This window comes from Paraburkholderia sp. A3BS-1L (genome assembly GCF_051125215.1).
Lineage (GTDB): Bacteria > Pseudomonadota > Gammaproteobacteria > Burkholderiales > Burkholderiaceae > Paraburkholderia.
The window spans coordinates 99,282-125,988 of record NZ_CP120445.1 but is presented as its reverse complement, the minus strand read 5'-3'; the positions used below and the strand labels follow the sequence as shown (position 1 = coordinate 125,988).

The following is a 26,707-nucleotide window of genomic DNA, read 5'->3' as shown; positions in this document are numbered from 1 at the left end:
TGGTCTGAGCAGTCAGGCAGCAGGCGCAACGGCGCGCACTTCCTCGAGCGCAGCGGGATTGTCCAGCGACGACAAATCGCCAGGCGGCAAACCGCAGTACACGCTACGGATTACGCGGCGCATAATCTTGGAACTGCGCGTCTTGGGCAACTGCTCCACCACATGCACGCGGCCGGGCCTGAATGGCCGGCCCAGCCGCTTGTCCACATGACCGGACACAGCAGCCTCCAGATCAGAGACTGCCGTCGTCGAGTCGGGCTTGGGCACAACGAAGACCACGAGCTTCTGCCCCTTGTCGGGATCGGCCACACCGATGGCGGCCGCCTCAGCCACGTCGGCCAGCTCCAGTACGACTTCCTCGACCTCGGCCGGCCCGAGGCGTTTGCCCGCGACCTTGAGTGTGTCGTCGGAGCGCCCCATCATGAAGAAGTTACCCTCGGGAGTGCGCAACGCCAGGTCGCCATGCACCCAGATGCCGGGAATGGTCTGCCAGTAGGTTTCCAGGTAGCGCTCGTCGTCGCGCCAGAATGACTGTGTCATGCCCACGAAGGGAGCGCGGATCGCCAGTTCGCCGACCTCGCCGGTCAGGCTGTTGCCCGAGGGATCGACCACGTCGGCAGCCACACCTGGCGAGATGGTATTGAAACCGCTGGGAGGGATCGGGCGAATCGGCACGCTGGCCAGCAACGCGCCCGAGGCCTCGGTGCCGCCCGTGTAGTTGATCACGGGCGCCGTGCCGTCGCCGAAGCGCCGCAGAAACCAATTGAAGTGCTCGGGCGCGATACCCTCGCCCGCCGTGATGAGCAGGCGGACGGTGGAACGGTCGCCCGCGAGCGCCAGTGCCTCGTGGCTCGCCATGCCGCGGATAAGGGTGGGCGCCGAGCCGAAATGGGTGACCTTGTGGCGCTCCACGACCCGGGACATGCGCGACCAGTCCGGATAATCGGGCGCGCCGTCGTAACAGACCAGCGTTGCGCCGCGCAGCAGCGCGCAGCCCAGCACCAATGTGCCCGCGATCCAGCCCATGTCGGCCGGCCAGCAGTACACGTCGCCGGGGTGCACGTCGAAGTGGATCAGCGAATCGTGCGCGATCTTGACCGGGAAACTGCCGTGCGAATGCACGACCCCCTTGGGCTTGCCCGTGGTGCCAGACGTATAGATCACCATGAAGGGCGTGTCGGGCGTGACGGACACGGCCGCCGTGCCATGTCCGCGTGCCACGGTTGCGGTCTCCTGCCAGTCGAGATCGCGTGCATCCTGGGTGGCCTCCCCCTCAGCGCGCTTCCAGATCACGTGTTCGAGCAGCGGCAACTGTCGCCATGCGTCGCGCAGCGCACCCTCTACGTCGACGCGCTTCGTGCGGCGCGAAAAGCCCGTGGAAGCGATGACCATCCGCGCCTCGGCGGCAGAAAGGCGGGCCACGATGGCATCCACGCCGAAGCCGCTAAAGAGCGGCACGACCAGCGCGCCCAGATGGACGACCGCCAGCAGGGAAATGGTCGCTTCGATGCCGTTTTCCATCAGCAGGCCGATGCGGTCGCCCTGCTTCAGGCCCCGCTGCGCAAGACCCGCCGCGAAATCGCGCACGCGGGCTTCCAATTCGGCATAGGTCAGCGTGCTTACGCTGCCGTCCTCTCGCTCGGCAACCACGGCCTTTTGGTGCGCGGTGGCAGGATTTTGGGCCCAGGCGTAGATAGTGTTGACCCAGTTGAGCCTGCCGCCAGGGAACCAGCAGGGAAACTGCGGCCCGCGCGACAGGTCCGCATAGCCCGTGGGCGGCTCATCCCAGGCGATGGCGCATTCGCGCATCACCGTATTCCAGTAGCGCTCAGGCTCAGCTATCGACACGCGCATCAGTTCTTCATACGAGGGCACGTCCAGCGCGCGCATCAACTTCACGATGCCGGCGTTCTGCAACTCGCGCAAGCCCGGTTGCCACACATTGCCGGATTCAGGATTGCTCATGATCTGTCTCCCGTCGTTTAATTCTATGCGGTGCGCTCGAAGATCATGGCAATGCCCTGACCGCCGCCGATGCACATCGTCTCCAGCCCGTAGCGCGCCTTGCGGCGCTGCATCTCGTGCAGCAGCGTGCTCATGATGCGAACGCCCGTGGCACCGACCGGGTGGCCAAGCGAGATGCCCGAACCGTTGACGTTGAGACGGTCCTCCAATGCTTCCATGGAACTGCCCCAACCCGCGACGCAGGCGAGCGCCTGGCAGGCAAAGGCTTCGTTGAGTTCAATCAGGTCCATCTGGTCGAACTTCAGGCCCGTGCGCGCAAGCAGCTTCTGCACTGCAGGCACGGGCCCAATCCCCATGCGAGCGGGATCGCAGCCTGCCGCAGCCCAGCCAACCAGCCAACCCATCGGGGTGAGACCCAGCTCTTCGAGCTTGTCCTCGGCAACGATCAAGCAGGCAGCGGCGGCGTCGTTTTGCTGGCAAGCGTTGCCTGCCGTGACCACGCCGTCCTTCATGATGGGTTTGAGCTTTGACAGACTCTCGGCGGTTGTGTCGCCCCGCACGCCCTCATCCTTGTTGACGAGCAGCGCATCTCCCTTGCGCTGCGGAACGGATACCGAAACGATTTCCGCGTCCAGATGGCCCGCCGCCTGCGCCGCAGCAGCGCGCTGGTGGCTACGCGCAGCGAAGCGGTCAGACGCCTCACGCGAAATGCCGTACTCGCGTGCCAGCGTTTCGGCAGTTTCGATCATTCCGCTGATGCGGCCAAAGCGCGCTTCGGGTTGCGAACGTTCGCGACCACGCTCCAGACGGTCGTGCATCTTGACGCTGCCCGCACGCTTGCCCCAGCGCATGTCAGTGGTGTAGTACTCGACGTTGCTCATGCTTTCCACGCCGCCTGCCATCACCACGTCTGCTGCGCCCGTCTGCACCATCATGGCAGCCGTCGCGAGCGCCTGTACCCCGCCGCCGCAGCGCCGGTCGAGCTGCATGCCCGCGACTTCGATCGGAAAGCCCGCTTGCAACGCAACCCAGCGCCCCGTGCATGGCGTCTCGCCGCTCGCGTAGCTCTGGGCAAACACCACGTCGTCGATACGTGCCGGGTCGAGGCCGGTGCGCTCTACAACGGCGCGCGCCACCGTAGCGCCCAGTTCCTCGACCGGAACCCCTTTCAGAACGCCTCCGTATGCGCCCACCGGGGTGCGCAGCGGGGAGACGATAGCTGCTCGTTTCATTTGAAATGCCTCTGCAATTGCTGGATTAATTCGTCGCCAACGCGAGCCTGTCGCGCGCCGGCCGTTGTCGTCGATACTGCCGCCGAGGAATCAGCGGCGATCAGCCATATCGTCCGCCGGTCACGTGCAGCACTTCGCCGCTGATGAAACCCGCGCGCTCGCTCGCGAGGAAAGCTACGGCATCGGCAATGTCCTCGGGGCGCCCCACTCGCTTGATCGGCTGGGCTGCCACAGCACGCTCCTTGATGGTTTCGTAGGTCGGGAGCGCCTGGACCATTTCGGTTTCCATGAATCCGGGCGCCACGCAGTTCGCGGTGATCCCGTAGCGTCCCTCTTCCATGGACAGCGCCTTGGCCATCCCGATCAAGCCCGCCTTCGCGGCCGAATAATTGGCCTGGGTAGGATTGCCCAGGTAGGCTCGCGAACTGATGTTGATGAGGCGACCCCAACCTTGATCGATGAAGTGCGGCATCACGGCCTTGGCCGCCAGAAACGCGCCTTTGAGCATCACCGTGATGACGAAGTCCCAATCCTCTTCGCTCATCTTCACGAGGTACTTGTCGCGCGGCGCGCCGGCGTTGTTCACCAGTATGTGCACGCCGCCGAAATGCGCAATGGTTTCATCGACAAGGCGCTGCACATCGGCGGCCTTCGTGATGTCGCCCACCACGCAGTAAGCGGCTAGCCCTTCATCCTGCAGGGCCCTGACGGTCGCCCGGGCCAGTTCAGCATTGATGTCGGTGATGACGACCTTCGCGCCCTCTTGTGCGAGGCGGCGCGCCGTAGCGGCGCCGAGACCACGCGCCGAACCGGTGACAATGGCAACCTTGCCGATTAAACCCAGATCCAATTTACTCTCCTGATTAATTTTCCATTCAGGTCAGATCGACCCGCGCGTTGCTTAAAACCAGCACATCACGCTCCACAGCTGTGACGCGCAGCGAGACTGTGCTGCCGCGTACCCACATCTCGGTGCGCAGCGTGTCACCTGGCCATGCCGGCGCCGTGAAGCGCACGCGCATGCCCGTGAAGTGCGTGTCGTCGTAGGCCAAGACCTTACGGAGCACAGCGTGAGCGGCCACGCCCATCAGAGCCATGCCATGTAGTATCGGACGTGCAAAGCCAGCCGCAGTCGCCACGGCAGGGTCGGCGTGCAGAGGGTTCAGGTCGCCGCTCAACCGGTAGATGAGAGCCAATTGCTCAGGTGTGGCCAGGTCACACACGTAGTCGGGCTTACTATCGGGTATGACATGCGGCGCGGGCGGCGCGCCGGCGCTGCCGCCATTGCCAAAGCCACCGTCGCCGCGCAACAGACTCAGTTGCACCACGGTGGCCAGCAACTGGCCCGTTTCAGCATCCGTAATTTCGCGCGTCTGCTGCAGAAAAGCGCCTCTTCCCTCGCCTTTATCCCAGAGGCCGGTGATGCGGGTCGCGCCCTTAACTCGGCCGCTCGCGGGCAGCGGTGAATGGATATGAATTTCCTGCTCGGCATGCAAGAGTTTTTGCCAGGTGATACCCGTATCTGCCTCACGCGCCCAGAAGCCGGGGTAGGCAAGCACATTCGCCATGGTCGGCATAGCACGCAGCAATTGACCGTCCCTGCCTTCGTAGACATAGCGCAATTGGCCGGCATCGAGCGGGTCAGCTCCGACTCCCACGCCAAGGGCATAGAGCTGCGTATCGCGATTCGAAAACACCTGTTCGATGACAGGAAACTGACGTGCCAACAGTTGAGCGGGATTGATGGGCATGGCGGGCTTGACGACTGTAGTAACCAGTCCAGACGATGAAGCCGGTACTGCGCACAGTCAACCGACGGGCGTTGTTTGTTCCGTACCTTGGCACGAGGAAATTCGACACTGTTCCAATCTTGATGCGCAAATACATAGTGCCGGGTAATTCACCGGTTTTCATTCTCCGGAACGTTCTTGACCGATCCATTGCGTGGCGCCTGTGGCTATCGCACCATGGGACACCTTCATTGATTGATTGACACGCTGACATGATTCGCGATCAGGAAACGCTCAACGGCTTGCTCGACTCCATCTCGCGCTTTGTGCGCGAGCGTCTGATACCGAACGAGGAACTGGTCGCCGAAACCGACGAGATCCCCGAAGACATTGTGGCCGACATGAAGGCCATGGGCTTGTTCGGCCTCACGATTCCCGAGCGCTTCGGTGGCCTCGAGCTGACTATGGAGGAGGAGGTGCTGGCCGTATTCGAACTGTGCCGCGCCTCGCCTGTATTTCGCTCCCTGCTGGGTACAACGGTAGGCATCGGCTCGCAGGGCATTCTGTTCGACGGCACACCCGAGCAGCAGGAAAAATACCTGCCGCGCCTCGCGACGGGCGAGCTGATCGCCTCCTTCGCGCTGACCGAGCCCGAGTCCGGCTCCGACGCGGCCTCGCTGCGTACCACGGCTATCCGCGACGGCGATGACTATGTGGTCAACGGCACGAAGCGCTTCATCACCAACGCGCCGCATGCGGGCATCTTCACACTGATGGCGCGCACCAATCCTGAGGACAAAGGCGCGAGCGGCATCTCCGCCTTCATCGTCGATGCCGGCACGCCCGGCCTCAGTTTCGGCAAGCGTGACCGGAAAATGGGCCAGAAAGGCGCCCATACCTGTGACGTGATCTTCGAGAACGTGCGCGTGCCCGCCGCCAACCTCATCGGCGGCAAGGAAGGTCAGGGCTTCAAGACCGCGATGAAGGTGCTCGACAAGGGCCGCATCCATATCGCCGCGGTCTGCGTGGCGGTGGCCGAACGCATGCTCTCGATGGCGCTCACCTATGCGATGGAGCGCAAGCAGTTCGGTCAACCAATCGCCGACTTCCAGCTCGTGCAGGCCATGCTGGCCGACAGCCGCGCGGAAATTTACGCGGCGCGCAGCATGGTGCTGGACGCCGCGCGCCGCCGCGACGACAAGCTGCCCGTGAGCACCGAAGCTTCGTGTGCCAAGCTGTTCGCTTCCGAGATGTGCGGCCGCGTCGCCGACCGTGCTGTGCAGATTTTCGGCGGCGCCGGCTACATGGCCGAGTACGGCATCGAGCGCTTCTACCGCGACGTCCGACTGTTCCGCATCTACGAAGGCACGACGCAAATCCAGCAGATCGTCATTGCCCGCAACATGATCCGCGAAGCCCAGTAGCTAACCGCGTCGTCCCGGTTGCCAGCACCGCAAACGCAGTTGTTCACAGCGCTGTCTCCCGGCAACCAGGTTCAAAGGCGCGCGCTAGAAAGCAACTCCTCGTACTGTGAGCCTGCCACGTCCACGTGGCAGGCATTGCGGCGCAAGATCGGTCACTCGCACACTGCCGCAATCGCCTCGCAATGCGCCACGCGCGTTCATGCCTGACTGAAATTAAGCAATACTGCAGCGCCCGGAGTCTGTGGTCGCTGGCCGTACTAGCGTAGTCGTGATGCGGCGCAGTCCCACGCAGCCCGACCGAGCACTCCGTTTCGCGCCCCCTATGCGAAACTGGCGCCGGATGGGAAGCGCGCTAATCGACGCAAGCCGCAACGGGCGCCTTTCCGGTCCAACACGCGCCCCGCGCTTATGAACGCTGTGGATTCAGCTTGTCGTTTGAGTACAGCTTGTTCAGCGCAGAAATATAGGCCTTCGCGGAAGCCGCAACGATATCTGGATCGGTGCCGGTGCCGTTCACAATGCGCTCGTTCCTCGAGAGCCTAACGGTGACTTCGCCTTGCGCCTGCGTGCCAGTCGTGATCGCGTTCACCGAGTACAACAGTAATTCTGAGCCGCTGCCGACTTCACTCTCAATCGCGTTTACTATCGCGTCTACCGGACCATTGCCGTGGGCCTCGCCGGTCACCTCCTTGCCGTCGACCGAGAACACTATCTTCGCGTGCGGCCGCTCACCCGACTCCGAATGCTGCGCAAGCGCCACAAACTTGTAATGCTCCCGCTGCTGCGCGTGTGCCGACTCCTCGGACACGATCGCGATGATGTCCTCGTCGAATATCTCGACCTTGCGGTCTGCAAGCTCCTTGAAACGCACAAACGCGGAGTTCAGTTCGCCTTCGCTGTCTAGCGCGATCCCGAGTTCCTGTAGCCGCTGCTTGAACGCCGCTCGGCCGGAAAGTTTTCCGAGCACGATCTTGTTCGTGCTCCAGCCCACATCTTCCGCACGGATGATTTCGTATGTGTCCCGGTCCTTCAGCACGCCATCCTGGTGGATACCCGACGCGTGCGCGAACGCGTTCGCGCCGACGACCGCCTTGTTCGGCTGAACGATGAAGCCAGTGACCTGCGACACGAGCTTCGACGTCGGCACGATTTGAGTCGTGTCGATTCCGAGATCGAAGCCAAAGTAATCCTTACGGGTTTTTACCGCCATCACGATCTCTTCGAGCGACGTATTGCCAGCGCGCTCGCCGAGGCCATTGATCGCGCACTCAATCTGGCGGGCGCCACCGATCATCACGCCGGCGAGCGAGTTAGCGACCGCCAACCCGAGATCGTTGTGGCAGTGAACCGAGAAGATCGCCTTATCCGAGTTCGGGATTCGCTCCCGTAGCGTTTTCACGAGATTGCCGTATAGCTCGGGCACGCCGTAGCCGACCGTGTCCGTAATGTTGATCGTCGTCGCCCCCGCGTCGATCACTGTTTCCAGGACACGGCACAGGAAATCAATGTCCGAGCGCGTGCCGTCTTCCGGCGAGAATTCGACGTTGTCGGTGAACTGGCGCGCGAAGCGTACCGCGAGCCGCGCCTGCTCGTGCACTTGCTCCGGCGTCATCTGCAACTTTTTCGCCATGTGGAGCGGCGATGTCGCGATGAACGTGTGGATCCGGGAACTGCTTGCGGGCTTCAACGCGTCTGCAGCGCGCTGAATATCCTTATCGTTTGCGCGCGCGAGCGAGCATACGGTACTGTTCTTCACGCTTGACGCGATCGAGTAGATCGCGGCGAAGTCGCCGTTTGAACTCGCGGCGAAGCCCGCCTCGATCACATCAACCTTCATCCGCTCAAGCTGTTTCGCGATACGGACTTTCTCTTCCTTCGTCATTGATGCACCAGGCGACTGCTCGCCGTCGCGCAACGTCGTATCAAAAATTATCAGCTTCTCTGTCAACGTGGACCTCCATGGCCTTTTTTACTACCGAGTAGAGTGATCAACCGACAGAGTTCGCAACACTGGAGCTGACTCTACACAAGACAACCGGCCGGAACATGCTGATCATCTTCCGGCAAACACGGGTTCGCGCTTCTCCACGAATGCGCGGCGCCCTTCTCGATAATCAGCGCTTTCCAGGCAAAGCCTGTTATAGGCCTCTATCCCCTCCCAGTCCTGCGACTCGGCAGTTTTCAACGATTGCGCTATGGCAAATTTGCGCGCCAGTACAGAGAGTGGTGCATTCGCGGCAATGCCGCGCGCAAGGGTCAAAGTCTCCTCGATTGGGTCTTGTACGAGCACGTCCACCAGCCCCATATCGAACGCTTCCTGAGCCGTGAACCGACGTGCCGTATAAAGCAACAGGCGCGTGCGCGAAGGACCGATCAGCTGGACCAGCCTTTGCACCGAATGTGCGTTGTAGGCAATTCCCAGGCGCGCGGCAGTTACCCCCAACAATGCATCGGCGGACGCCACACGCAGGTCAGCCTCCATCGCGATCGCAAGACCACCGCCCAAGCAATAACCCTGCAAACAGGCGATACTTGGCTTCGTAAAACTGGCCAGCCTGGTGCGCGCATTCGTTGTGACGCTCGTGTAATGCTCACTCGATGCGCTGTCATTAAGCTTCGATTCGAACTGGCTGATGTCGGCTCCCGAAACGAACGCCTTTCCACCCGTACCGGCATAGACAACCACTCGCACCGTGCTATCGCGTTCGAGGACAGTCAAAGCTGACACGATGCCGCTCCACATATCCAGTGTCACAGCATTGTGCTTCTCTGGATGATTGAACAACATGATGCCAACGCTGCCCAGTTTGCCAGCCAACAATTTCCCGCCCGCAAAGCGTCCAGTCACCTCCATCGCGTCCCAAAATTTCATGCGCTTACTCCAGATTTCCACATCAAGCAAAATCGCTTCGCGTAGCACTTCGAAATCGTCAGGAGACTAAAGCCGAACGAAAACATGCAGCAGTACGACCAGAAATGACACCGACATCGAATGTACGCAGGATGCCCACCTGAATTTACCAGTAGCTTGCCGCCAGGCTTTCAGCGCGAGAAACCAGCACATTGCTCAAACTGGCATGGCCGTGGCAACGGAGAGATACCCCGCGCGAATTAGCCCGTTCACGCGGGGCCACACTTAAGCGTCGTTCTATTTGGCTCGCATCCGCTAGCGGAGCAAGCAGACCCGCACACATACTCGGCACTCGAATCGTCGTAGCACCCTTCGCAGCGCCTCGGTACCACCTCCCTCGATAGCGGTGGCGCGAGCCGCTACACGTTGGTCAAGCGCTCTTCAGACACCTCGACTCGTGGAGCACCTGGGATCTGCAAGACCACCAGCGCAGCCAACAGAGCCGGGATGACGTACGCATAGAAGTTCCATGCGTTCCCGAAATTCGACCCAACAACCCAACTGCCTAGCATTGGGCCTATAACGGAGCCAATTCGTCCCAACCCTTGCGCGACACCAATCGCCGAAGCCCTACATACAGCAGGAAAATACTCGGCGATATACCCGTAACCTAGCGTTGTCGATCCGATCGAACCCGCACCGGAGCCAAACAACGCGACCATCAACCAAAACTGCTGGGGTTTCTGACTCAGAACTAGCAAGGATGCCGCGCAAATTATGAAGAACGGCACAATCACCCGCCTCGAGCCCAGACGGTCGGCCAGCCACGCTCCGCCCAGACCGCCCAGCGCCGCGCCGCACTGCATGATCAAGAGAGACTCGAGAGCAGAACCGAGTGGGTACCCTTGCTTGCGCATCAACATCGGCAACCATACGTTGAGACCGTACACCACCATTTGCCCAAAAAAAGCCATAAGCGCAAACATTATCAAGGCAGCGCGCATCCTCGGCGACAGCATCATCCGAAAACTACCTCGGCTTTTCTGCTCCTTCTGCAGCGCCTGTTGAGCCTGCTCATCGCGAAGTACCCGATCGAAGTCGATCGAATACTTGGCCGCGATCCTGCGTGCCTCCTCGACACGCCCCTTGCCCACCAGATAATTAACCGACTCCGGCAGCGTGAAGTACATGAGCGGCACGAGCAAGATGCAGATACTGCCAACGAAATACAGGCTTCTCCAACCGTGACTTTGCAGCAGCGCAAGAGCCACCAACGCGCTGACTACGCCGCCCACCGAGTAACCCGTGAGCGCGATGGCATTGCCCATTTGCCGACGCCGACTCGGCGCATACTCGACTGATAATGCGACCGATGATGGTACGACAGCACCCAATCCAATACCACAGAGGAAGCGGGCAACGCCAAGCTCGAATGGCGAGGAAACCTGGGAGCACAAAAAAGTTCCGATGGAAAACCACACCACGCCGATCAGTAGTTGCTTCCGGCGTCCGATTCGGTCAGCCAGAGGGCCGGCGCCCAACAATCCAGCCATCAAGCCCACCAGCGTCCAGCTCCCAATCAGCCCCACACCTGTCGCCGTCAAATTCCAGCCGGGCTCCTTCAACAGATGAGGTACCGTCGCGCCATAGACGATAAGATCATAGCCATCCACCGCTATCGTCAGGAAGCACAGAATGACGACAAATAGGGACCTGGCATTCCATCCACTTAAGTTACTCACGTTGTCTCCTTCCTTTTTAATCGTACGCACCAACTGTCGGTCAACTCGATCGCTCATTGATCCACCGCTGCGGAGCGAGTCTTTTTCAAGAACCGTTTACAGAATTCCTTCTTAAAACTTCCGAACTTTCTTTGACAAGGCAAAGCACCGATGACCTCGTAGAATGAGGCTTCAGGCGAAAATTGATTATGTAAAATCAGCTGATTGATCGAATTTTTACAGGAGGTGATTTTCGATTCATCAACTTATAAAATAAGGTCACAACAGTCGGGGATCACACCCCGGCATAAAGTGCAGACCGTACGCCTTCGAAGCTTCCCTATCACACAGGAACAATTCGCCCGAAAAGATGTTGAATAACTGCGACCCCACCCAAAAAATCCGATATTGATGATGCCAAGATCGGAATTTCTCTCGTGCAATTTTATCGATTCGTCCGAGTCGATTAGAGCAACCACAAGCGTGCCGGTCAACGCTGGATCTCGAATTGTTCCGTACTTCGAATCGCAATAAATGTTCCGAGGATAGTCTGAAAAACGCTTGATATATTGGATCGACGTACGATACTAGTGTTTCCATGTATTCACGTCTCTCAAGCCACACGTCAATGCGGCCATAGACACTAGACGGATCGGCGCTGACCTCAACCCGCGCGATCCGGGCGCATCTCGTTAGGCGAATGGCGGCAGACAGGCCACATCCTGGCGGCGCGCGCCGCCTTTCCCAAGACAGTCGATGCCATAAACCTGGGCGCCGCTGCCGCCGATCCTCAATGGACAGTCAAGCCACCTGTGGGGCTGAGCGTTGCACCGGTCAGATACGATGATTCGTCAGACGCCAGGAAAGCCACAACCTGACCGATATCAAGCGGAGCCGCGACACCAAGCGGACAGCCTTCCACAATCTTCTCGTATTGCTTGCGGTGATGCTCAGAGACCTTGCTGTCCTCGCCAAATACTGCGTCCCAAGACGGGCTCTCGCGTACGACCGTAACGCAGACGCAATTGACCCGAATCTTGTCACGCGCCAACTCCTTCGCAATAACCTTGCTCGCGCGAATCAGCCCACCGGCAAAGGTCGATACGGCCGTCTGGCCGGGCGTCGGCACTCTGCCACCTTCAGACGTCACAAAAATGACGCTACCTCCTCCTCGAGGCTTCATGTACGGGAGAACTGCTTGCACCGGAAACAGCTTCGCCGTGGTATTTTCCGCGACGACCGCGGCAACACGCGCCAGATCGATTTTGGAGAATGGGCCGCGCACCTCGGGCGAGCGCGCCTCTTCGTCGTTGCCGCCCGCGTTGGCCACGACAATGTCGATACCACCGTATCGACGCGCAGTCTCTGCCGCCAGGGATTCCATGTCTTCTTTCGACCGGACATCCCCCGGAATGAAATCCGCAACAGCGTCGTTGCGTCGTAGTTCGACGAGAACGGCCTCTGCTTTCGATGCGCTGCGTCCGCTAATTACAACCACGGCTCCACGTGCAGCAAGCTGCAGCGCAATGCCCTTTCCTATCCCGCCCGTGCCACCGGTGACGATTGCCACCTTACCTTTAAGACTGCTCATTAGCATTCGCCCCAAGATCGTTAAAAAAAGCGGATACCCAACCCACTATGTTCGAGCGCCGGACCACACGTTCGGCAACTGTAACCAAGACCCATCCTGTCGCCTAAAATCAATGTCCCAACTCTATTGCTTCTGGTGCGGCGAGAGCAAATAACAATGTCGCAACCGGCAACCGCCGGAGTACCTCAGCCCTCGCGCGCGACCTCCCCCTGTTCCGCAAAGGCGCCGCCGTCCCCTAGCGCCGCGTCAATTTCGTCTCGACTCAGCCCGTATTCGAGCATCAGTTCCGTCGTGTGCTGCCCTAAGCGCGGTGCTGGAAACCCGGAAGTGGGCGGGCTATCCCCCCATTCGAACGGGGATCCGATAGTACGGACTCTTCCTTCGCTTGGATGCACTTCTTCCCCAAAAAATCCGATTGCCTGCATGTGTGGATCATTCAAAACCGTCTCGGGCGTATGTACCGGTATCACCGGAATATCGGCCTCCGTTAGTAATTTGTCCCATTCTGCGGTAGTACGGGTCTTGAACGTAGTCGAGAGGAATTCGTACAACTCATCCATGTGCTGAGCGCGCGTATGGATGCTCACGTAACGCGAATCGTTGGACATCTCAGGCTTGCCAACGGCGTTGAACAAGCGCTGCCAGTGATGATCTGCATAGACCTCCACGCTGATATACCCGTCCAGCGTGGGAAATGGACGACGGCCTCGCGCGGTCATGCGGGCATAGCCCCAGTCGCCGATCGGCGGCACGAACGTGTGACCGTACAAATGATCGCCGAGTACGAAGTGCGCAAATGTCTCGAACATCGGAACCGACACCGCCTGCCCGCGCCCGGTTTGCGCGCGATGAAAGAGTGCGCCTAGAACCGCGACGCTGGTTGCCATGCCGACCTGGCGGTCCGCAATGGCCGTCGCAACGTAGCTGGGTGCGTCACCGGTTTTGCGCGCCTGTGTTTCCGGCATCCCGACTCCAGCCTGGATCAAATTATCGTATGCGGGACGCGCGGCATACGGACCGCGTTGACTGAATCCGAACGCGCCACAATAAACAATGCGTGGATTTAACGCGCATACCTGCTCGTAGCTGAGGCCCAACCGCTCCATTGCTTGTGGACGCAAGCTATAAAGCAGAACATCTGCGGAACGAATCATCTTCTTGAGTGCATTCAAACCCGACTGCTTCTTAAGGTTCAGGACGACGCTGCGCTTATTGCGGTTCAAATGCAGGAAGATTGCCGCCATTCCCTTGTTACGGCTCGGTCCTACGTTGCGTGTGGTATCACCTTCCGGCGCCTCCACCTTACATACGTCCGCGCCCATTTCCGCGAGCAGCAGAGAAGCGTAAGGGCCCATAAAATTCGAGGTGAGGTCGACGATGCGTACACCCGCCAGCGGCCCACCGCGAGAAGTCTTTCGATCCGATTCCGAAGATTGATTCATCAAGTTAGCAGCCCAAAAAATGAAAATTTGCGTGATATGAATTACGGTTCAACCGAATCCGAAGGCTATCCAGAGAAGCTTGGGGCGCGCCGCTCCAGGAAAGCCGCAATTCCTTCCGCTGGATCGGGCCCGAGCATGCTTTGCGAGACAGCTACGCGTTCAATCTGCAATCCTTGACTCAAACCAAGCTCGAGCGAACCGCGCGCCAGCCGCTTCATTGCCGCAAGACCAGGCCGGCTGCGCGTAGCCAAGGCCTGGCAATACTTCATCGATTCTTCGGCTAACTGGTCAGGCGCCACGACGTAGTTGATCAAGCCCCACTCCAGCGCGGTGTGAGCATCAATCCATCGCCCGGAATACATCAGATCAAGGGCACGTTTCAACCCGATCTGGCGCGGCAGGCGTTGTGTTGCTCCCCATGCCGGTACCAACCCATACTGCACATGTTGATCACCAAATCGTGCATCGTTGTCGGCGAAGACAACGTCTGAGCAGAGGGTCAGTTCGAGCCCGCCGGCCAACGCGAGCCCCTGGCATGCGGTTACGACAGGCAACGTACTGGCTTCCACTTTCTGGAGCACGGAGCCGACGTGACGCAGAAATTCGTCGAGCCGAGCCGTGTCCTCCATCATCGCTCGCGCTTCTTCGAGGTCTCCCCCCGTGCTGAAGTGCTTGCCTTGCGCCCTGATCAAAACGGCGCGAATGCCCGAATCAGGGCGCTCGAATTGTTCCATCGCAGCTGCAATCGCGTCGAAAGCGGCGCGGCTCAACGCGTTGAACTTGTCAGGGCGGCTCAGCTCGATGACACCCACCGCACCGCAGCGAATGGCTGTTACGTGTCCGCCAGCGTCCTTCCCAGAAACGGGCATTGTCTCCATTGCATCTCCTTAATTTCTCTCTATTGACGAAAACAATAGAAGCTGAAGCCGCTTTAGGACAATTGAATTGATCCGAAGCGAGGATTCGCACTCTTCGAATTGCGGACTTCCCGCACTCAGCGCCAAGTCCTCGCGTAGGGAGGATGGTACGGGCAGAGAAGTCGCCCGCTATCGGGCCGTACCTCTGCTACTCGACTGTGTGCGAAAAAGCTGATGGCGGCGGCTGAAGGAGCAGATCGGGCCTCGGGTCGCAGCCTGGCGCAGTGCGCCAAAGTCCTCGCCAGGCTCGACGTCGCCGCGGACAAGCTCTTTACCGAGAACCGGCTATTCGATCCGCCCGTGGAGTCCTTCTGCGGTTCGACAAGCAGGACGGCGTCAACGACGTATTCCTGCGCTATATGTGAGGCTCGAGACGCCCGCAGATGCACGCATCCGTTGAGACCCAACACCGCCACGGAAGCAAGTCGCGCTACGCCCCAGGCGCGGGTGGTTCACGCCCGTACTTCGTGTGTAAATCACGTGTTTGCAGGAACATGAAATTCCGGCCAATACTGCTTGACGATCTCGCGCGAAGAGCCGTACGCATAACAGCTGTCGACCTTAACCGGCTTACCCTCCGGACCCACTCCGTCGAGCAGCCCTTTCGCCCGAAACGGATTGACGCCCTGGATGGCAGCGGTTGCCAGTGGAATCAATATCTCTCGCAAATGGGTACAGGTGTCTGCCGGTGGCAGACGCTTACCCACCTCCCTACGCCAACCTGTGCCGACACGCAGACCCACCAACGCCTGCAGCGCCGCACCACCACCCGAGCACTCCCGGTACGGGAAAGCATTGACGTAGGTGTCGACGGCGCGCACAACCAGATCGATATCAAGTAGAACACGCACGCCCATGCGGTGAACAGGATCGTTGGCCGGTATCACGCGAGAACTGCAGGAAGGGGTGAAGTCGTACGGCTTGCGGTCCGTCAGGTGACCCACGACTTCAAATAGCCCGTCGCTGCGGCGAAAGCACTCGAATTCGATGCACCGCGTATGCACCGGTTCGCGGGTGACCCCGTCGGCAGAAAAGCCGGCTTCCCGGATTGTCATACTATTCCCTTTCCTCAGCCTGTTGTGGTCCTGCACATGAACCCGCAGCGCGACTCAATCGTCAGTTCCAACCCAGGCAGCGCACATGCTTCAGCCATGGCGAATCACGACGTACGACAAACACTGCCTTTGGTGCGCCCCCTAAGGCCTTTCGGGCCTCGTTTTCAACATGCGTGCAAGCACCTCGTTATCGGCACCGATCTCCCGTGCTGCGTGAAGCGCTGGTGTGCGCCTGCCATCGAACGACAACGGAAGGCCGACGAGTCCAACCTCGTCGTCGGGCGGCGTTTCGATGATGCCAAGCGCGCTAGTCTGCTCGTGCCCGACAATTTCCGCTGTGGTCTGGATCGGCGCGACCGGAATACCAGCGGCCTGCAGACGCGCCTGCCATACAGAGCGCGGCTCGGTGATCAAACGCTCGCCGATCAGCCGATCGAGTTCCACACGGTGCTTCAGGCGAGCCGAGTTAAGTGCAAAGCGATCGTCGAGCGCCCATTCGGGCCGGCCCAGCGCCGCGCACAAGCGGGCGAACAGCGGGTCGTTCGCGGCACTCACGATAAGATGGCCGTCAGCCGTCTCATAGGCACGATGGGGAGCTATGAATGCGACGCCCGATCCATGGCGACCGCCCGGCTCACCATCCACGTTGTAATTCGCAATTCCGACCGTCATCCAGGCGATCGCCGTTTCGAGAAGGGAACAGTTTACCGATGCGCCGCAGTGCTTGACCCGACGGCGGTACAACGCCGACAGAATGCCTATCACCGCCCACATGCCAGTCCCGAAATCGACGATCGAAACACCAGCGCGTGCTGGCGCCTGCCCTTCTTCGCCAGTGATGCTCATGATCCCCGAAAACGCCTGCATTAAGGGGTCGTAGCCAGGCAACGTGTTAAGTGGCCCAACATGCCCAAATGCGCCGACTTCGCAATAAACCAGTTCCGGCTTCGTCACACGCAAACTGTCCGCATCAAGACCGTATTGGCCACAGGACCCGGGCCGCAGATTGTGCATGAACACATCCGCGTGCTCAGCGATCAACTGATGCAGAGTCATGAGTTGGTCGCGGTCTTTAATGTCGATTGAGATCGTGCGTTTCCCGCGGTTCAATGCATGATATGCCGCGCCACTGCCTTTCCACTTGCTTGGCCCCCAGCCGCGTGCCGAATCGCCGCTCGGCCGTTCGATTTTCCATACGTCGGCGCCAAGCGCGGCGAGAACTCTTCCGGCGAATGGTGCGGAAGCACTGTCACTCAATTCCACGACGACAACGCCCGACAGCGGCAAGTCATGCAGCATCGTTCTTCTCCCCTTCGTCGGAATTACGTGGACACCGCTGGATCAATTGGCTCAGCGGCAATAGCGCCACCGGAATTGATGATCGCGTCAACTTCTTCTCCGCTGAACCCGTAGTCAGTTAGCAGTTCCCTGGAATGCTCGCCCAAACGCGGTGCAGGATAGCGAAGTTCAGGCGCGCTTTCGCTCCATTGCTGAGGAATACCAAGTGTCCTGATCTTCCCTTCCGACGGATGATCCTGCTCAGCAAAAAAACCAACTGCCTTCATGTGTGGATCGTCCAACAACGTTTCGGGCGTATTCATCTCGATGATCGGAATATCGGCTTCACTAAGCAACTTGACCCATTCCGCAGTGGTTCTCGTCTCGAAGATCTGCGCCAGGAAGCCGTACAGGTACGCAATGTTCTCGGTGCGTCCGCCGATGTTGTTGAAACGTGGATCTTCCGCCATCTCGGGATGACCCGACAGGACGAAGAACTTCTTCCAGTGATGATCTGCATACACATTGACGCCGATGTAGCCGTCAAGCGTCCGATAGGGACGGCGGTCCGGATTCATCATGCGGGCGTATCCCCAATCACCGATTGGCGGTACAAAGGTATGCCCGTACAGGTGATCGCCCAGTACGAAATGGGCAAAGGTTTCCAGCATCGGCACAAACACCTGCTGCCCGACGCCAGTCTTCTCGCGCCTGTAGAGTGCCATTGCCACCGCATTGCTGGTCGCCATTCCGACGACGCGGTCGGCAATCGCGGTTGCGACGTAATTCGGCGGCCCGCTCTTCCGACTTTGAAGGACTGGCATGCCAACGGCTGCCTGGATCAGGTCGTCATACGCGGGGCGTGCCGCGTAGGGCCCGTTCTGGCCGAATCCGAACGCGCCGCAATAGATGATGCGAGGGTTCACCTTGCGCACGTCTTCATACGCGACGCCGAGCTTCTCCATCGTGTGCGGTCGCATGCTGTACAGCAGCACGTCGGCACTTTTCACCATGCGCTTGAGTGCACCGATTCCGTCCGGGTGTTTCAGATCGAGCACGAGGCTGCGCTTATTGCGATTCAGATGCAAGAAGATCGGGCCCATGCCCGCGTGACGGCTCGGACCGATGTTGCGGGTGGTATCACCGTCGCGCGATTCGATCTTGCAGACGTCCGCCCCCATGTCAGCCAGCAGCAAGGATGCATACGGGCCCATGAAATTAGAAGTCAAATCGAGGATACGCACTCCATCAAGCGGTCCGGCCATGTTGCCTCCCCTCGAGGCAGATTCCGCAGCGGCAAGCGAGGCTTGCACGGCCGAATTCCAGCTGCACAACTCGGCCGTACGTCGAATCTTTCTGTTTCACAATGTCTCCTCCGATTTTTTAGGGTGACCAATCCGCTATTTATCCAAGGGTGCGAACACCGGAACCTTCTGTTCGCCCCTCTGCACGTATCGCACTGATACACGCTGGCCGATCGCTACAGCGGCTGGCTCCCCTTCGATCTGAGAAAACAGGTGATAGCCCTCTTCCATTTCAATGAAGCCGACCGTATAGGGAACAATCGCGGCCCACACAGGAGTCGGTCCGCGCATGATCGTGCTGTACGAGTACACGGTTCCGCGGCCGCTTGAGCGCTTCCACTCTAGAGACTTCGAACCGCAATGCGTGCAGAACGAATGAGGCGGCCATACCGCCGTTGCGCAGTCTTCGCAACTCTGATAAGTCAGTTGTTCTTCCGACAACGCGGCCCAGTACGGCTCTGCATCCATCAGGCGATAGGGCTGCGGCCATGAATTCAAGGAATGAATGTCTGTCATGGGATATTCTCGATCGGATATCAAGTCGCAGAGGACAACAGCAGGACTGCGCCGGCAGCCAGCATCCCGCCTGCACCCTGCACAAGCACGGTCTTCGGACGGCGCGCAGGCGCGAGGCCTAGCGGCTCGGCACGCAACTGGCGAACGGCCTCCACCATGCTATCCATGTTGCACGAAATACCCGGTTGCCCGAATGAGAGCCAGCCGCCATTCGTGTCAGTCGGCAGGTCGCCATCCACACCCGTGCGTCCTTCGCGATAGAGGTCGATGCCGTGCCCCTTCTTGGCGAAGCCCAGATCCTCCATCACGATGGGACCCATGTGCGCGAAGTTCACCGAAATCTGCGCCATATCGATATCGGCCGGAGTCAAGCCCGACATGGCGTACGCCTGGCGAGCCGCCTCGGCCGTCGCCGTCGTGGTCAGATTCGGGAATGCGCCGAGGCTGTCAAACCGGCACGCCCGCATGTTCATGCGATCGGTCAAGTACTCGTGCGTGGTCGCCGATCCATAGCCAAGGAGGTACACCGGATTGCGTGCGCGGCGAGCATTCTCAGGCGAGGTGACGACGAGCGCGCCGCCCGTACCGCCCCCCCACGTAGAGCACATCCAGCGCCGCAAGGGCGTCGCCACATACGGCGACGACAATACCTTCTCGCGATCGATCTCGCCGAACTTGGCTTTCGCGGCATGCGGATGGTGGCGCCCCCAACGCTGATTTGCGATCACGACATCGGCAAGGTCAGCTTCCGTGATGCCGAATTCGTGGAAATACCGCTGCGCGGCCTGAGCGTACAGGGCCGGAATGGTCGGTCCATACGGGATCTCGAACTGCGGGTCCGCATCTGCCTCCGCGCCCATCGCCACTGCGTCGACAAATAGCTCGGTCGCATCACTTTGCAAGCAGAGCACGTACTCCGCGCGGCCCGCCGCGATCATCTGCGAAGCTATCGCTAGCGTCGAGGTCAGCCCCGCGCCGTGCATTGTCAGCTCGCTCGTGATCGTCACCGGCATCTGCATGTGCGAGATGAAGATGTTGCTCCACTGCGAGCGCTTGTCGGCCCAGGGCGAGCGACCCGTGAATACCGCGTCCACCTGATCCTTGCCGATGCCGGCGTCAGCGAGCGCCTTGAGCGTCGCCTCGGCCGCCAACTGCAACGGATCCTTCTTGTTCACAAGCGACGCGTAGGCGTCGCCCATTCCGATAATCGCCGCAACCGGTTGGGGACTCATGCCTGGACTCCTCAGACCTTGAAGTCGGGCTGGGCTTCGGCGATCAACGCTTCGAGATCAGCGCGCTTACGCAGCATCAGAAGGCTCCATTCGCTGCGTTGCACAACTTCGCCGCGCTGGTTGTACGCCTGAATCAGCATGGTGCCCACGCCGAATTTATCGTCCTTCTCCTTCTTCGCGATCACTTCGGCGCTCGCGTAGACTGTGTCACCGATCTTCACGGGATTCAGGAAGCGCATCTTGTCGACGCCGTAGTTCGCCTGAATGGCCGGGCCGAACTGCAGCAGCCCGGAGATCAGCGAAAACGTCAGCATGCCCTGCACAATGCGCTCGCCCCAACGGGTCTTCTCAGCGTATTCCTTGTTCGAATGGATCTCAATCCAGTTGCCCGTGAACATGCAGAACATCACGACGTCGCTTTCGGTTACGGTGCGGCCCGGCGAACGGAACTTCTGGCCCACTTCCAACTCGTCCAGCGGAATGTTAATACTGTTGTTAACGACGCTCATTAAAAGTCTCCTGAATAATCGAGTGTGCAGGTGCAGGCGAACACGGCGCCTGCACTCCAGCGTTTGACTGTGTGCGGATAAGGAGTGTTACTGGCGCATCGACTTCGCGATGATGGTTCGCTGGATCTGCGACGTGCCGCCGCCGATCGTCGACTGGATGCTCTCGCGCAGGTAGCGCTCCATGTCGGCTTCCGGCAGGTTCGCGTAACCACCGAGAATTTGCATGCCGGCGAGCGCGCTTTTCTTCAGCGTTTCCGATCCATACAGTTTCGCCATCGACACTTCGCGGCTGCACGGCACGTGAGCGGCAGCCATCTTCGCGGCGCGGTAGCAGAGCAAACGCGCGGCGTCGACTTCAGTCTGGCAGTCGGCCAGCATGTGGCGAATAACCTGGAAGTCGTACAACTGGTGATCGAATTGAATGCGATCGTGTGCGTATTTGGTAGCCGTCGTGACGGCCTGCTGAGCGTTCCCCGTGTACGCATGGGCTACCGCGCAGCGCTCGAGTTCAAGGTGCTCGGTGATGATCTTCCAGCCCTGGCCTTCCTCGCCCAGCAGCGCATCGCCCGGCACGCGCACTTCATCGAGGAAGATTTCCGTCGTACCCGTGGCATGTCGCGAGAGCGTAGGCAGCTTGTTGATCACCATGCCCGGCGTATCGTTCGGGATGAGCAGCACGGAAAGACCCTTGTGCTTGTCGTCCGTACTCGTGCGCACGAGCATCGCGATGACCGTATCCTTCGCGGCCGCCCCGCTACACCAGAGCTTTTGGCCTGAGACGATCCAGTCGCCATTGCTGTCGCGTCGCGCGCGGGTCTTCGTGTTGGCTGCATCCGAACCGGCATCGGGTTCCGAGATAGACACGGAGAAACGGATCTTGCCGTCGATGAACGGCTGGACGTATTTCGCCTTCTGCGCGGGCGTGCCAAACTTGGTAATGTTCATCGCAGTGAAGGTCGGGACAAGCACCGAGCACGCGAAGTCAAAGCCAAACTTGCCAAGGCCTTCGGCCATCAGCGAATAGTCGAAGATGTCGCCGCCCGAGCCACCTTCCTCTTCCGGAATGAGGATGCCCAACCAGCCCTGCTTCGCGATCTTTTCGTAGGCTTCGTACGGGTAATCGCGATTCATGTCGCACTTGCGCACGTACTCAACGGTGATCTCGTTATCCATGAAACGGTTCACGGTGTCGAGCCACATCGCTTGCGATTCATCCAGAAAATTGGCTTGCATTTGTCTTCGCTCCAGTTAATGTGTGTTTTCCCGGTCTGATGCGGGACATCACTGTCATTAGATTAAGGCGACGCTCCAGTCGATCCAACTGGTCAATTCCGAATCAAAGATTCGAAAATCCCGAAGATCGCAGATCGATAGATTTCTTACGCACGTCGACGGAAAGTCATCAAGCGCTGACGCACTGATTACATCGAGTATGAGAGCATCGAAAAAAGGTTTAGACGCGAGTAGCGTCAAACTGCGACTGAACGCACAGGAATACGAATCGATGTGAATTGAAGCAGCTCGGTGCGACCATCTGCTGCGCGTCACGTCTGATCAAACGATGGCGCGAGCTTGACGAAGTGCAGCGATCTCATCCCGTGAAATTCCCCAGTCGCTCAACACCTCGTTGGTGTGTTCGCCCGGTTGCGCAGGCCCGCGCTGGATGGCGCCGGGTGTGCGGCTAAAGCGCGGTGCCGGCGCTGGTTGCAGGATCCCGTCGAAATCGACAAATGTCCCACGCGCGCGTAGGTGCGGATGCATGGGTGCCTCGGTCATGGACAGCACCGGAGCAATACACGCACCGCAGCCATCAGCCAGCGCGCACCACTCTTCGCGCGTGCGTGTGCGGAAGATCGCGGCGAATTTCTCGCGCATCTCGGGCCAGTGGTTGGTGTCGTGCTGGTCGGGAACCTCATCTTCCGACAAGCCCAGCACGCTCAGCAGATTGCGCCAGAAACGTGCCTCATTCGAAGCCACGCTCACCCAAAGCCCGTCCTTCGTTTCGTACACGTTGTACCAGGGTGCACCGGAATCGAGTCGGTTGCTGCCGCGGCGGTCCTTCCAGTAACCACTCGCAAGCAGCCCATAACAAAGTGTCATAAGCGAAGCCGAGCCATCGACCATGGCAGCGTCGACCACCTGACCTTTTCCCGAGCGTTTGCTTTCCAGAATTGCGGAGACTATTCCGAGCGCGAGATAGAGCGAACCGCCGCCAAAGTCGCCGACGAGATTGAGTGGGATCACGGGCGGGCCTTCGGCCATACCTATTGAATGCAGTACGCCTGTCAACGCAATGTAGTTGATGTCATGGCCAGGTTCGTGCGCAAACGGACCGGTTTGCCCCCAGCCTGTCATTCGTCCATAGACCAACGCAGGGTTTGCCGCCAGGCAATCCTGAGGGCCCAGTCCGAGCTTCTCCGCCACACCGGGCCGAAATCCTTCAACAAGCGCGTCTGCACGCTGAACTAGCTTGAGAACCGTGTCAGCCGCACCGGGTTGCTTCAGATCGATCGCAGCGCTACGTCGGCCGCGGTGGAGCAAATTGAAACGCGGGTCGCCGTGCACACCGCCATCGTATCCGGGAGGGCGATCAATGCGAATCACGTCTGCACCGAGATCAGACAACAGCATGCAACAGAACGGCACGGGCCCGACTCCCCCCAGTTCGACTATCCGGATGCCCGATAACGGTCCTTGGGTTTCGCCCATTACATGTGTCTCCAAATTGATTTTTCTCAGGTTACTTCCTTAGCGGAACCTGTCCAACAGCAAATAACCGAAGTGAGACTTCGACGACGTCGAATCGGGACAGCCGGCACCTCCCACGCTGCCGCAACATCCCCGCTACGCCATTACGCTCGTTTCGGGGAGCGGGACGAAACAACGGACAGAGCCTGCAATGCGGTGCAGCGATTTAATATGAAGAATTCGGCAAGTCTCCCGGGACCGGGGCAGCCAGGCATGGTCTCCTGGTTGAAGTCGGTCGGCTAAGTGCCATACCCCACCAGTAACGATGCACACAGAACACAAGACCCGAGACGGGCAGCCCAATTCGCCCGACTACATGCCGAGGAACCGGCCCCTGCAGCGAGACGAATGTAAGCACATCAATCGGCCGCTCTGGTTGTGGGAAGCGTGGCCGAAGAAATCGCGCCGAGAACCAGTGCTCTATTGATTCTGGCGTGCTTCCCGTTCCAGACGTTCGCGGTACTCCGGGTGAGCAATCGCGATCATGCGAGGAATGCGCTCCGCGAGCGAGAGACCACGCAGATCAGCGATGCCGTGCTCTGTTACAATCACGCAACCGTCGCTGCGCGGCACCGTCACGGGCCCCGATAGACGCGAGACGATTCGGCTGTGCACACCAGCCTTTGACGGTAGGGCGACGATCGGTAGGCCGCCACGGCTAGTCTGAGCCGCACGCAAAAAATCACAAACACCTCCGACCGCACCAACGTAGGTGCCGGCGACCATTTCGGCGTTGACTTGCCCTGTTAAATCAACCTCCACTGCCGAATTGATAGCCGCGAAGCGCTCGATTCTGCCGAGCACCGCGGGGTTGTGCGTGTATCCTGTGCCGCGCAGCTCGAGCGCACGATTCTGATGCGCCCAGCGCCTTACGCGCTCGGAGCCGATGATGACCCCGCCGACAGTAATGCCGGCATCGATCGTCTTCCTGGCGTTCGTCACCACTCCTGCCTCGCAAAGCGCCGCTACGCCGTCGCCGATGCTACCGGTATGCACGCCGAGATCGCGTTTGCCTCGAAGTTCCGCGAGCACTGCATCAGGAATCGCTCCGATGCCGGTTTGCACTGTCATTCCGTCCTCCACCAGACTCGCGACATGCTGCCCGATGGCCGTCTCGACCGCTCCCGGCGCGCCAACAGAAATATCGCCAAAGGGTTCGTCGGATCGGACCAGCAAATCTATATCGGACTCCACCAAATAGGGTTCGCCATATGTCCACGGTACCTCGGGATGCACTTCTGCAATGATGACGCGCGCATGCTTCACGGCCTCCACAAGATATTCACGCGCGAGGCCAAGACTGTAACGTCCGTTATTGTCAGGCGGCGAAACCTGCAGCATGACGACATCGATCCGCAACTTACCGCTGCCGATCAGCGCCGGAAGCTGCGAGTAGTGCACAGGGAGAATATCAAGTACCCCTGCGCGAGCAAGCTTGCGATTGGCCCCACTCCCGCAGTATGCGAGGAAATCGAACTCGCTCGCATACTCGGGCGCCAACACCTCCGCGCGACCAATGCCGAGAAAGATACGGATCCGTCGTAAGGTGTGGCGATGCGCGACGAGCGCACGCATTAGCTTCACGGGCTCGGCGTGGGACTGCCCCCACATGACGGTGTCGCCCGGACGGATCAGTTGCGAGAGATCAGGCACACTGCAATCGGAATCAGGGGTTCCAGACTGACACGTTGGCGAGAGTTCGCTGTGGTTCATGCGAATAGAAGAATAGAAAGATCAAACTGGATCCGAACGAATCCAGGTCAGGTCGGATCATCCGCCCACGATGACCGGATACCGCCATCGTGTAGCGCTAATCAGATGACTTAGATGTGCCTTAGCGCCGATGGAAAGCTAGCCGAGTATCGGCGGCTGCACAGGTGTGGATCATACGGTTCCCGCATCATTGACCGCGCTGACATCGAGCGTCAATCTGAATTCCACCACCGTTCCGTACTTCGAACTATCTGGCAGGCGGATTCTCTATTCAAATCTTCATGCAAGAGTGCTCGCAAACTAACGGTACATGGAAACGATCACGCGATTGGCGCCGCGAGCGCCCCCCTGAGTGGCGCTGTATGCCGCCGTACTCGACCGGAGCGACTAACCGACGTCCGAAGACCCGTTTTGTCGGACTTCAAGTGAGAATACGGGGATGTCAGTTGCGTACCAGTTGAACCGGTAACCCACCGGTTCAACCTGGCACGATCGTCTCCCTTCTGATCAAACTCCGACTGCTGGCTGGCCGCGTGGATGGTCGAGCAACTGGCTGACAAACGCGTTTGTGATGGGGTTCTGCTCACGTCCGCGTGCCGTCGCAATGTGGATCCTGCGTACGGCCCAAGGCTCAGCCAACTCCAGCACGGAAACACGGCTGAACAATTCGTGGCTTACCAGGCACTCAGGCTGGATAGTCACACCAAGTCCTGCCTCGACGAGGCTAACGGCAACGCCAGCGCTGGCAACGCTGTAGCGCGGTTCGAACTCGACTCCCAACCGCCGCGATGCAACGCGAAATGCACCCCGCATCGCGTTTACAGCAATGAGATTCTCCTGCAGCAGATCGGCAAACGAGACTTTGCCGCGCTCGCTCAACGGGTGTCCTTGCGGCACAACCGCAATCAGGCGATCAGTACGATATGGCGTGACATCCACCCCGCTCAGATCGAGTTCGTGCGTGGCCGCAAACACGCCGACGTCTGCCTCGCCACGCGCAACCATTTGTACGATCCCGGCATTTTCGATTTCTCGCACAACGAATTCGACAAGCGGATATTCGCGTTTGAAGTCGCCTAGTTCGCGTGCGATGAACGGCACAATGATCGAGCGCGCTGATGCGATCGTCAGTTCTCCGCGCATACCTTCCGTAAACGACGAAATCTCGGCTCGCATGTCGTCAAGGTTTTCGAAAATGCGCCTGATATAGCGCACCAATACAGCGCCCGCCGGGCTCGGCGCGACGCCTTTCGGGCCACGCTCGAGCAACTTCACGCCCGCGATGTCTTCGAGATCCTGGATGCGCTTGGTCGCTGTGGATGCCGCGATGTTTTCGCGAATCGCGGCAAGGCCAATCTGCTGTTCCTCGACCGCCGAAACGAAAAGTTTCAACGTAAGCAGGTCTACCTGCCGTACCAGATGCAGCCGGTTAAAGGTACTCATGTCTCCTCTTTCACACGTCTTTCTGATGCTATCCAA

21 protein-coding genes are annotated in these 26,707 nt (G+C 59.5%); 1 reads left to right on the top strand and 20 read right to left on the bottom strand.

Annotated features, from left to right (window positions below; all coding sequences use genetic code 11):
- Nucleotides 1–12: 12 nt before the first annotated feature.
- The 4 genes from P5W99_RS31395 to P5W99_RS31380 all read right to left on the bottom strand — a co-directional run bounded on the left by P5W99_RS31395 (nucleotide 13) and on the right by P5W99_RS31380 (nucleotide 4,948).
- On the bottom strand, nucleotides 13–1,965 hold the full coding sequence (locus P5W99_RS31395; RefSeq protein ID WP_434666159.1) for an AMP-binding protein: 1,953 nt from the start codon (nucleotides 1,963–1,965) through the stop codon (nucleotides 13–15).
- 23 nt (nucleotides 1,966–1,988) lie between these two features.
- Nucleotides 1,989–3,197 (bottom strand): acetyl-CoA C-acetyltransferase, encoded by a 1,209-nt coding sequence (locus P5W99_RS31390; RefSeq protein WP_434666156.1) that lies wholly within the window; start codon nucleotides 3,195–3,197, stop codon nucleotides 1,989–1,991.
- Nucleotides 3,198–3,297: 100 nt separating this feature from the next.
- Nucleotides 3,298–4,047: a 3-oxoacyl-ACP reductase FabG gene (fabG, locus tag P5W99_RS31385; RefSeq protein WP_434666154.1), complete on the bottom strand. Its 750-nt coding sequence runs from the start codon at nucleotides 4,045–4,047 to the stop codon at nucleotides 3,298–3,300.
- Nucleotides 4,048–4,072: 25 nt separating this feature from the next.
- A complete protein-coding gene (locus P5W99_RS31380) occupies nucleotides 4,073–4,948 on the bottom strand; it encodes a MaoC/PaaZ C-terminal domain-containing protein (protein ID WP_434666151.1) in 876 nt (291 codons plus the stop codon).
- Nucleotides 4,949–5,199: 251 nt separating this feature from the next.
- On the opposite strand from P5W99_RS31380, the gene P5W99_RS31375 reads away from it, so the two are divergent.
- Nucleotides 5,200–6,351 carry an acyl-CoA dehydrogenase family protein gene (locus P5W99_RS31375; RefSeq protein ID WP_434666148.1) on the top strand — a complete coding sequence of 384 codons (1,152 nt, stop codon included), beginning with the start codon at nucleotides 5,200–5,202 and terminating at the stop codon, nucleotides 6,349–6,351.
- 406 nt (nucleotides 6,352–6,757) lie between these two features.
- Here the strand turns inward: P5W99_RS31375 and P5W99_RS31370 are convergent, their stop codons facing one another.
- The 16 genes from P5W99_RS31370 to P5W99_RS31295 all read right to left on the bottom strand — a co-directional run bounded on the left by P5W99_RS31370 (nucleotide 6,758) and on the right by P5W99_RS31295 (nucleotide 26,671).
- Nucleotides 6,758–8,299 carry a 2-isopropylmalate synthase gene (locus tag P5W99_RS31370; RefSeq protein ID WP_434666145.1) on the bottom strand — a complete coding sequence of 514 codons (1,542 nt, stop codon included), beginning with the start codon at nucleotides 8,297–8,299 and terminating at the stop codon, nucleotides 6,758–6,760.
- Between the two features lie 105 nt (nucleotides 8,300–8,404).
- A complete protein-coding gene (locus tag P5W99_RS31365; protein ID WP_434666142.1) occupies nucleotides 8,405–9,223 on the bottom strand; it encodes an enoyl-CoA hydratase in 819 nt (272 codons plus the stop codon).
- A 398-nt stretch (nucleotides 9,224–9,621) separates the two neighbouring features.
- Complete coding sequence (locus P5W99_RS31360; RefSeq protein WP_434666139.1) at nucleotides 9,622–11,001, bottom strand: MFS transporter; 1,380 nt, start codon at nucleotides 10,999–11,001, stop codon at nucleotides 9,622–9,624.
- A gap of 712 nt (nucleotides 11,002–11,713) precedes the next feature.
- On the bottom strand, nucleotides 11,714–12,514 hold the full coding sequence (locus P5W99_RS31355) for an SDR family NAD(P)-dependent oxidoreductase (protein ID WP_434666137.1): 801 nt from the start codon (nucleotides 12,512–12,514) through the stop codon (nucleotides 11,714–11,716).
- A gap of 185 nt (nucleotides 12,515–12,699) precedes the next feature.
- Nucleotides 12,700–13,956, bottom strand: a complete 1,257-nt coding sequence (locus P5W99_RS31350; protein ID WP_434666134.1) for a CaiB/BaiF CoA transferase family protein — start codon at nucleotides 13,954–13,956, stop codon at nucleotides 12,700–12,702.
- A gap of 65 nt (nucleotides 13,957–14,021) precedes the next feature.
- The gene (locus P5W99_RS31345) at nucleotides 14,022–14,834 is read right to left on the bottom strand and encodes an enoyl-CoA hydratase/isomerase family protein (protein WP_434666131.1); all 813 of its coding nucleotides are present in this window, start codon (nucleotides 14,832–14,834) and stop codon (nucleotides 14,022–14,024) included.
- 515 nt (nucleotides 14,835–15,349) lie between these two features.
- Nucleotides 15,350–15,928: a DUF2889 domain-containing protein gene (locus P5W99_RS31340; RefSeq protein WP_434666129.1), complete on the bottom strand. Its 579-nt coding sequence runs from the start codon at nucleotides 15,926–15,928 to the stop codon at nucleotides 15,350–15,352.
- A gap of 141 nt (nucleotides 15,929–16,069) precedes the next feature.
- On the bottom strand, nucleotides 16,070–17,227 hold the full coding sequence (locus tag P5W99_RS31335; protein ID WP_434666126.1) for a CaiB/BaiF CoA transferase family protein: 1,158 nt from the start codon (nucleotides 17,225–17,227) through the stop codon (nucleotides 16,070–16,072).
- Nucleotides 17,228–17,250: 23 nt separating this feature from the next.
- A complete protein-coding gene (locus P5W99_RS31330; protein WP_434666123.1) occupies nucleotides 17,251–18,471 on the bottom strand; it encodes a CaiB/BaiF CoA transferase family protein in 1,221 nt (406 codons plus the stop codon).
- Between the two features lie 135 nt (nucleotides 18,472–18,606).
- Nucleotides 18,607–19,026: a Zn-ribbon domain-containing OB-fold protein gene (locus tag P5W99_RS31325; RefSeq protein ID WP_434666120.1), complete on the bottom strand. Its 420-nt coding sequence runs from the start codon at nucleotides 19,024–19,026 to the stop codon at nucleotides 18,607–18,609.
- 20 nt (nucleotides 19,027–19,046) lie between these two features.
- Complete coding sequence (locus P5W99_RS31320) at nucleotides 19,047–20,258, bottom strand: thiolase family protein (protein WP_434666117.1); 1,212 nt, start codon at nucleotides 20,256–20,258, stop codon at nucleotides 19,047–19,049.
- Between the two features lie 11 nt (nucleotides 20,259–20,269).
- Entirely contained in the window at nucleotides 20,270–20,767 is a 498-nt protein-coding gene (locus P5W99_RS31315; RefSeq protein WP_434666114.1) for a MaoC/PaaZ C-terminal domain-containing protein, read from the bottom strand.
- 87 nt (nucleotides 20,768–20,854) lie between these two features.
- Nucleotides 20,855–22,000, bottom strand: coding sequence for an acyl-CoA dehydrogenase family protein (locus tag P5W99_RS31310; protein ID WP_434666111.1), 1,146 nt, complete (start codon nucleotides 21,998–22,000; stop codon nucleotides 20,855–20,857).
- A 321-nt stretch (nucleotides 22,001–22,321) separates the two neighbouring features.
- Entirely contained in the window at nucleotides 22,322–23,476 is a 1,155-nt protein-coding gene (locus P5W99_RS31305; RefSeq protein ID WP_434666108.1) for a CaiB/BaiF CoA transferase family protein, read from the bottom strand.
- Between the two features lie 459 nt (nucleotides 23,477–23,935).
- On the bottom strand, nucleotides 23,936–25,168 hold the full coding sequence (locus tag P5W99_RS31300; RefSeq protein ID WP_434666105.1) for an acetyl-CoA hydrolase/transferase family protein: 1,233 nt from the start codon (nucleotides 25,166–25,168) through the stop codon (nucleotides 23,936–23,938).
- 567 nt (nucleotides 25,169–25,735) lie between these two features.
- Nucleotides 25,736–26,671 carry a LysR family transcriptional regulator gene (locus P5W99_RS31295; RefSeq protein ID WP_434666103.1) on the bottom strand — a complete coding sequence of 312 codons (936 nt, stop codon included), beginning with the start codon at nucleotides 26,669–26,671 and terminating at the stop codon, nucleotides 25,736–25,738.
- Nucleotides 26,672–26,707: the final 36 nt, after the last annotated feature.

Excerpts from the sequence above, each read along its gene's own strand:
- P5W99_RS31315 (WP_434666114.1), bottom strand. The coding sequence starts at position 20,767 with ATGAGCGTCGTTAACAACAGTATTAACATTCCGCTGGACGAGTTGGAA.
- P5W99_RS31295 (WP_434666103.1), bottom strand. The coding sequence starts at position 26,671 with ATGAGTACCTTTAACCGGCTGCATCTGGTACGGCAGGTAGACCTGCTT.
- P5W99_RS31390 (WP_434666156.1), bottom strand. The coding sequence starts at position 3,197 with ATGAAACGAGCAGCTATCGTCTCCCCGCTGCGCACCCCGGTGGGCGCA.
- P5W99_RS31310 (WP_434666111.1), bottom strand. The coding sequence starts at position 22,000 with ATGCAAGCCAATTTTCTGGATGAATCGCAAGCGATGTGGCTCGACACC.
- P5W99_RS31305 (WP_434666108.1), bottom strand. The coding sequence starts at position 23,476 with ATGGGCGAAACCCAAGGACCGTTATCGGGCATCCGGATAGTCGAACTG.
- P5W99_RS31360 (WP_434666139.1), bottom strand. The coding sequence starts at position 11,001 with ATGAGCGATCGAGTTGACCGACAGTTGGTGCGTACGATTAAAAAGGAA.
- P5W99_RS31335 (WP_434666126.1), bottom strand. The coding sequence starts at position 17,227 with ATGCTGCATGACTTGCCGCTGTCGGGCGTTGTCGTCGTGGAATTGAGT.
- P5W99_RS31375 (WP_434666148.1), top strand. The coding sequence starts at position 5,200 with ATGATTCGCGATCAGGAAACGCTCAACGGCTTGCTCGACTCCATCTCG.
- P5W99_RS31345 (WP_434666131.1), bottom strand. The coding sequence starts at position 14,834 with ATGGAGACAATGCCCGTTTCTGGGAAGGACGCTGGCGGACACGTAACA.
- P5W99_RS31320 (WP_434666117.1), bottom strand. The coding sequence starts at position 20,258 with ATGAGTCCCCAACCGGTTGCGGCGATTATCGGAATGGGCGACGCCTAC.
- P5W99_RS31395 (WP_434666159.1), bottom strand. The coding sequence starts at position 1,965 with ATGAGCAATCCTGAATCCGGCAATGTGTGGCAACCGGGCTTGCGCGAG.
- P5W99_RS31380 (WP_434666151.1), bottom strand. The coding sequence starts at position 4,948 with ATGCCCATCAATCCCGCTCAACTGTTGGCACGTCAGTTTCCTGTCATC.
- P5W99_RS31340 (WP_434666129.1), bottom strand. The coding sequence starts at position 15,928 with ATGACAATCCGGGAAGCCGGCTTTTCTGCCGACGGGGTCACCCGCGAA.
- P5W99_RS31325 (WP_434666120.1), bottom strand. The coding sequence starts at position 19,026 with ATGACAGACATTCATTCCTTGAATTCATGGCCGCAGCCCTATCGCCTG.
- P5W99_RS31350 (WP_434666134.1), bottom strand. The coding sequence starts at position 13,956 with ATGAATCAATCTTCGGAATCGGATCGAAAGACTTCTCGCGGTGGGCCG.
- P5W99_RS31365 (WP_434666142.1), bottom strand. The coding sequence starts at position 9,223 with ATGAAATTTTGGGACGCGATGGAGGTGACTGGACGCTTTGCGGGCGGG.
- P5W99_RS31355 (WP_434666137.1), bottom strand. The coding sequence starts at position 12,514 with ATGAGCAGTCTTAAAGGTAAGGTGGCAATCGTCACCGGTGGCACGGGC.
- P5W99_RS31330 (WP_434666123.1), bottom strand. The coding sequence starts at position 18,471 with ATGGCCGGACCGCTTGATGGAGTGCGTATCCTCGATTTGACTTCTAAT.